Origin of the sequence: Rhodopseudomonas sp. WA056 (genome assembly GCF_010906995.1) — a bacterium.
In the GTDB taxonomy this organism is placed as follows: Bacteria; Pseudomonadota; Alphaproteobacteria; order Rhizobiales; family Xanthobacteraceae; genus Rhodopseudomonas; species Rhodopseudomonas palustris_G.
Map to the genome: position 1 here is coordinate 1 of NZ_QPFS01000184.1, position 6,577 is coordinate 6,577.

The 6,577-nt window shown below is 63.3% G+C and carries 4 protein-coding genes; 2 read left to right on the top strand and 2 right to left on the bottom strand.

What is annotated here, in order from left to right; translation table 11 throughout:
• Together DU475_RS22610 and DU475_RS22615 are read right to left on the bottom strand one after the other, a co-directional pair.
• The coding region (locus tag DU475_RS22610) for a serine hydrolase (protein WP_205524513.1) at positions 1 to 1,092 on the bottom strand (1,092 nt) is incomplete at its 3' end.
• A gap of 385 nt (positions 1,093 to 1,477) precedes the next feature.
• The gene (locus DU475_RS22615; RefSeq protein ID WP_047309179.1) at positions 1,478 to 2,929 is read right to left on the bottom strand and encodes a pilus assembly protein; all 1,452 of its coding nucleotides are present in this window, start codon (positions 2,927 to 2,929) and stop codon (positions 1,478 to 1,480) included.
• Between the two features lie 472 nt (positions 2,930 to 3,401).
• Here DU475_RS22615 and clpS point away from each other — a divergent pair, with 472 nt between their 5' ends.
• A complete protein-coding gene (gene clpS / locus DU475_RS22620) occupies positions 3,402 to 3,731 on the top strand; it encodes an ATP-dependent Clp protease adapter ClpS (RefSeq protein WP_164633391.1) in 330 nt (109 codons plus the stop codon).
• Positions 3,732 to 3,921: 190 nt separating this feature from the next.
• On the top strand, positions 3,922 to 6,309 hold the full coding sequence (clpA, locus tag DU475_RS22625; RefSeq protein ID WP_013502002.1) for an ATP-dependent Clp protease ATP-binding subunit ClpA: 2,388 nt from the start codon (positions 3,922 to 3,924) through the stop codon (positions 6,307 to 6,309).
• Positions 6,310 to 6,577: the final 268 nt, after the last annotated feature.

Sequence of the window (6,577 nt, forward strand, 5' to 3'; positions counted from 1 at the left end):
GGGCTCGGGCTTTGGTTCTGGGGCGGCGGCGGAACGGGTGAGCGGAGCGGCGGGGCGGGGCGTTGGAAGCACCGTTTCGGGCGCGGCGGATGCGACCTGAACCGCACCTTGCACCTGGACCGGGGGAGCGCTGCGGCTGGTCTCCGCGACCTCGATGTCGTCGGAACCCGACGAGCGCTCGGTGATGGCGGCGACGGTCCGGCGGGTCGCGCCCTTTTCCAGATTCTCGGCGAGCAGATTGCGCATGATGGCGTCGCGCGAGCCGCCACTGCGACCGCCGAGCACCACGCCGACCAGGAAGCGGTTGCCGCGGTGCATCGAGGTGACAAGATTGAATCCGGAGGCCCGGGTGTAGCCGGTCTTGATGCCGTCGACGCCTTCGACGCTCCCGAGCAGCCGGTTGTGGTTCCGGATCGACTGGCCGCGGTAAGCGAATACGCTGGTCGAGAAGTAGCGATAATAGCGTGGGAAACGATCCTGAACGGCGCGGCCGAGGATCGACTGGTCCCGGGCGGTGGTGACCTGCTCGCTGTTGGGCAGGCCGGATGCATTGCGATACACGGTGCGCGACATGCCGAGGGCGCGCGCCTTGCGGGTCATCATCCTGGCGAATTCAGCCTCGCTGCCGCCGATCGTCTCGGCGATCACCACGGCGGCGTCGTTCGCCGAGCGAGTCACCAGACCCTTGATCGCGTCCTCGACCCGCAGCTTCTGGCCCGGGCGCAGTCCGAGCTTGGTCGGGGCTTGTCCGGAGGCGAATTCGGACACTTCCATTTCGCTGTCGAGCGAAAGCTTGCCCTGTTCGAGTCGCTCGAACAGCAAATACAGCGTCATGATCTTGGTCAGCGATGCGGGGTGACGCTGGCTGTCCGGGTTGGTGGCGCTGAGCACCGCGCCCGAATTGCCATCGACGATGATCGAGGCGAAGGCGGGATTGTAGGCGTTGCGTTCGACGTGGTGGCGGGCGTGATTCTTGTGGCGCCGCCTCGCATCGGCGGTATCGGTTGTGAAGATCACCGCAGCGGAGATCGTGGCCAAGCCGAGCACGCAAACTCGCAGCGCGCGCGAGCGGAAAGAAATATTGCGGTGCATGAACGTCCCCGTCCGATCTTTCATCATTCACCGGACCGTGAGGCAGAATTAAGCCCGCGCAGCCCGGAAACGTCAGAATCCAGCGTTGGAATCACTCGCTAGCCCGGCACCAGCGGCTGCGCCCGAGAGGCGGATAAGCGGCTGAATTGACGCGGCTTTTCTCGGCGAGCGCGAATGTTTAGGGACTGAGGTTAGGAGCGGCCGGTTTCCAAAAGGTTAAGCAAGGGTTGCGTCAATGCCGAGGATTCGAAAGGATGAGGCCAATCCCGCAGTGCAGCATCTCGGCCCGGCGGTCGCCGTCGGAGATTGAACGGGCCGTTGGCGCAAGACGCGGCCCGGGGTGGGGGGCGCGGAAACCGAGACCTGTGGGCGCGCGCGGTGCGGCCTATTTTGCGATCCGCAGCTTGGTCAGCGAGGCTCCGACCTCTTGGAACGCGCTCTGGATGCCGGACGCGGTGGTGGTGGAGAAGAATCCGCCGGTCGAGCCGCAGTATTTCAGCACCGAGGATTCTGGATCGCCGCTGGTGTTGACCTGGATGGTGTAGATCGTAGTTTCCGGTACGCCGTTGACCTTGGTGGTAATGTTATCGCACAGGATCTTCTGCCGATCGTCGACCTGCGGCGACCAGTTCGAGCCATTGCCGTACCAACGGTTCTTTGTATTCATGCCGTCCGACAACAACACGATTGCGTCGGTATATTTGTATTCCGAATCCTTCGCCGGCGTATACAGCGGCGCCGTCGCCTGAAGCGTCATCCACGCCCAGAACATGCCGATCCCCTGGTTGGTGCCGCCCTGAGCGTCGAGGGTGTTGATCCGGCCCTTCAACGTGGTGGCGTCGGTCGAGCTATCGGACTCTGTTGCCTCGTAGGCCGACTTCATCGGCAGCAGCGACGCCATGCAGTCCGAATAGTTCTGTGCCAGGAACAGCGTGTCGGGTGTGGCGGAGGTCGGCTCAGTCTTGGTTGTGTCGTAGTTCTGCGTGCGATCAGTGACGCAGCCCTTCCAGGAGTTGACGTTGCTGGCAGTCCAGGTGTGACCGCCGGCTTGGCAGGCGCTCTTCAGAGTTTTCTGGGACTGGCATGTGTTGCTCCAGTAATTCCAAGAGTCGCCGCCCGCTTGGCAGGCGTTCTTTGTGGTGTATTTCGACTTGCAGCTTCCGTAGCTCGTGTCCCAGTCGAGCCAGGTCGCGTTCTTGTTGCCGGGGCCGACATTGACCATGACGTTGAAGGGCACGATCGAGATGTAGACGTCTTCCTTGGTGGTTGAGGTCGCCTTGAGAGTGTCGATGAGCTGCTTAGCTGCGGTTTTCATCGCCGAGAGCTTGCCGGCGCTGTCCATCGAACCGGTGACGTCGAGCGCCAACGCCACACGTAACCGTGTTCCGCCCCAGGTTGTGGTCGATGATGCGCCGAGAGACATCTGCGAGATATTCATCACCTTCATGAATTCGGTGTTGATTGAGCCGGTGCCGCCCACCGTGAGTTTGGCGTTTTCGGACGACGTTTTGGGGGTGTACGTCGCAGTGACGTCGATACTTGGTGCGTCGGTGTTCTTATAGAGGCTCGTGAAGTAAGTGTTGGCCGCGCTTTGAACGTTTTCTGCAGTGATCTTGCCGCTCGTGAGATCCTTTGCGACCATGAGGGCGGTGGAATCGAGTGCGCTCTGCATGGCGGTGCGGGCGCGAGACGCGCGGGAATAGTCCACCGCGGCGCCGACGAAACCCAGCAGCGGCAGCAGGGCGATCCCGAATATCACGGCGATGTTGCCCCCGCTCGCGGCCGGAAAGCGGCGCGCGGCGCGGTTCAGACGGGCGGCAAGAGAGGCAATGGACATGGCGGCACCGGAATCCTGGCTTTCGGCCGGAGGATCGGGCGCGATGGATAAACGCTCCGTAAAATGATTCTCATAAACTCGCTAAACTGCTGAACAAATACCGCGGAGCGGGTCAGCGTGCTTGACGGTGTCCGAACGAGGTGGCGCGGATTCGCCGCCATCGGGCAACCATTGGTTAACCGGGCCGCTGCGCCGACCGGTGCGTTGAGGACAATTCCCGCCGGGGATCGCCTCCGGCATTTCCGCGCTTGCAGCAAATCCGCACTCGACCCATATTTACCGTATTCCGCCGCTGCGTCGTGCCGGGAGCCACTGCGCCGGGCGTCGTCGGCGCTTTGCGCGTTGAATGCACGTTGCGGTTCCGGCGTCTCGGAAGTTCCCTGGGATCTAAATACCGAAAGCCATGCTGCAATCTTCTCTGAGCCACCTCGCTGCCGGCACGGCCGGCGACCCGACGACCCGGCCGATGGCGATGGCGGGCGAGGGAGGCCGCTCCGGCCCGAACACGCCGTCGACCTCGGTCATCACCAAGAGCAAGCCGCGCACCAAGCGGCCCAGCCTCTATCGGGTGCTGATCCTGAACGACGATTACACGCCGATGGAGTTCGTCGTCCACGTCCTGGAGAAGTTCTTCCAGATGGACGTCGAGGCGGCCACCCAGGTGATGCTGCATGTCCACCATCACGGCATCGGTGAGTGCGGCGTCTTCACTTACGAGATCGCCGAGACCAAAGTGACGCAGGTGATGGACTTCGCGCGCAAGCACCAGCATCCCCTGCAATGCGTGATGGAGAAGAAATAGCCGCCCGGTGCGGCCGTTCGGAACGGGTTTTGCATTGATTCAAGCCGGCGGGTTTTCCCGGACTTGCTTGGTGGACGGACTGATACGGAACCAGTCTTTCGCGATCAGGTTTGGACACTATATCTGGAAAGGTTGTTGTTGCGTCACGGTGCAGCGGCGATCATGATCAGCGGGGGACACAGAGGACGCAATGCCGACATTTTCGCAAAGCCTTGAGCAATCCCTCCACCGCGCGCTCGCCATCGCCAACGAGCGCCATCACCAGTACGCAACCCTCGAACATCTGCTGCTGTCCCTGGTCGACGATTCCGACGCGGCCGCGGTGATGCGCGCCTGCAGCGTCGATCTCGACAAGCTGCGCGCCAGCCTGGTGAACTATCTCGAAACCGAATTCGAGAATCTGGTTACCGACGGCTCCGAAGATGCCAAGCCGACGGCGGGCTTCCAGCGTGTGATCCAGCGGGCGGTGATCCACGTACAATCCTCAGGGCGTGAAGAAGTGACCGGCGCCAACGTGCTGGTTGCGATCTTCGCCGAGCGCGAGAGCCACGCTGCGTACTTCCTGCAGGAGCAGGACATGACGCGCTACGACGCGGTCAACTACATCAGTCACGGCATCGCCAAGCGGCCCGGCGTGTCGGAAGCGCGGCCGGTGCGCGGCGTCGATGAAGACACCGAGACCAAGGCGGGCGACGACGGCAAGAAGAAGGGCGACGCGCTCGAGACGTATTGCGTCAATCTCAATAAGAAGGCCCGCGACGGCAAGATTGACCCGGTGATCGGACGCAATGCCGAGATCAGCCGCGCGATCCAGGTGCTGTGCCGCCGGCAGAAGAACAACCCGCTGTTCGTCGGCGAAGCCGGCGTCGGCAAGACCGCGATCGCCGAAGGGCTCGCCAAGCGGATCGTCGATGGCGAAGTGCCGGAGGTTTTGTCCGCCGCCACGGTGTTCTCGCTCGACATGGGCACGCTGCTCGCCGGCACCCGCTATCGCGGCGACTTCGAGGAGCGTCTCAAGCAGGTCTTGAAGGAGCTCGAAGCCCACCCCAACGCGATCCTGTTCATCGACGAGATCCACACCGTGATCGGCGCCGGCGCCACGTCCGGCGGCGCGATGGATGCCTCGAATTTGCTCAAGCCTGCCTTGGCTTCGGGCACCATCCGCTGCATGGGCTCGACCACCTATAAGGAATACCGCCAGCACTTCGAGAAGGACCGCGCTCTGGTGCGGCGCTTCCAGAAGATCGACGTCAACGAGCCGACCGTCGAAGATGCGATCGCGATCCTGAAGGGGCTGAAGCCGTACTTCGAGGACTATCACAAGCTCAAGTACACCAACGAGGCGATCGAATCCGCGGTGCAACTGTCGTCGCGCTACATCCATGACCGGAAACTGCCGGACAAGGCGATCGACGTGATCGACGAGTCGGGCGCGGCGCAGATGCTGCTGTCCGAGAACAAGCGCAAGAAGACGATCGGCATCAAGGAGATCGAAGCCACGGTTGCGACCATGGCGCGAATTCCGCCGAAGAGCGTGTCGAAGGACGACGCCGAGGTGCTGAAGCATCTCGAGCAGACCCTGAAGCGCGTGGTGTTCGGCCAGGACAAGGCGATCGAGGCGCTGTCGGCGTCGATCAAGCTGGCGCGCGCCGGCCTGCGCGAACCGGAGAAGCCGATCGGCTGCTATCTGTTCTCCGGTCCGACCGGCGTCGGCAAGACCGAGGTGGCCAAGCAGCTCGCGTCGTCGCTCGGCGTCGAACTGCTGCGCTTCGACATGTCGGAGTACATGGAGCGCCACACCGTGTCGCGTCTGATCGGCGCTCCTCCCGGCTATGTCGGCTTCGACCAGGGCGGTCTCTTGACCGACGGCGTCGATCAGCATCCGCACTGCGTGGTGCTGCTCGACGAAATCGAGAAGGCGCACCCGGATCTGTACAACGTGCTGCTGCAGATCATGGATCATGGCCGGCTCACCGATCACAACGGCAAGCAGGTCAACTTCCGCAACGTGATCCTGATCATGACCACCAACGCGGGCGCGGCGGATCTGGCGCGTCAGGCGTTCGGCTTCACCCGCAGCAAGCGTGAAGGCGACGATCACGAGGCGATCAACCGGCAGTTCGCGCCGGAATTCCGCAACCGTCTCGACGCCATCGTGTCGTTCGCGCATCTCAATGCCGACGTCATCGGCATGGTGGTGGAGAAGTTCGTGCTGCAACTCGAGGCGCAGCTCGCCGACCGCGACGTCACCATCGAGCTGTCCGAGCCGGCCAAGGCCTGGCTGGTGCAGCACGGCTACGACGAGCAGATGGGCGCCCGGCCGATGTCCCGCGTGATCCAGGAGCACATCAAGAAGCCGCTGGCCGACGAAGTGCTGTTCGGCAGGCTCAAGGGCGGCGGCCACGTCAGGGTTGTGCTGGTCAAGGACGAAGGCGTCGCCGGCGTCGAGCTGGAGAAGATCGGCTTCGAATTCCTCGACGGCCCGGTCACGCCGAAGCCAGAGAATCTGCCTGGCGGCGCCAAGAAGCGCGGCTCGTCGCGCAAGGCCAAGATCAAGGATCAGGTCGAGAAGGCCTGACCGGAAGCCAGACGATCAGAAACAGCGAGGCCGGCGAGCGATCGCCGGCCTCGTCGTTTGTGGAGCCGTGCCGTTTTGTGGAGCCGTTCGGCGATTATTTCGCGGACGACCGGGCCGGTGCGGGGCCTGCGGGAGACGGCAGCTCGTCCGCCGGAACGGCGGCTGGATTGGTCGGGGCCGCCGGTTCGTCGGCCGGGGCCGGGGCTGGCTCAGGAGACTGACCGGGCGAAGCCGGTGTCGGAGGTGCAGGTTCCGGCGCAGCAGCGGG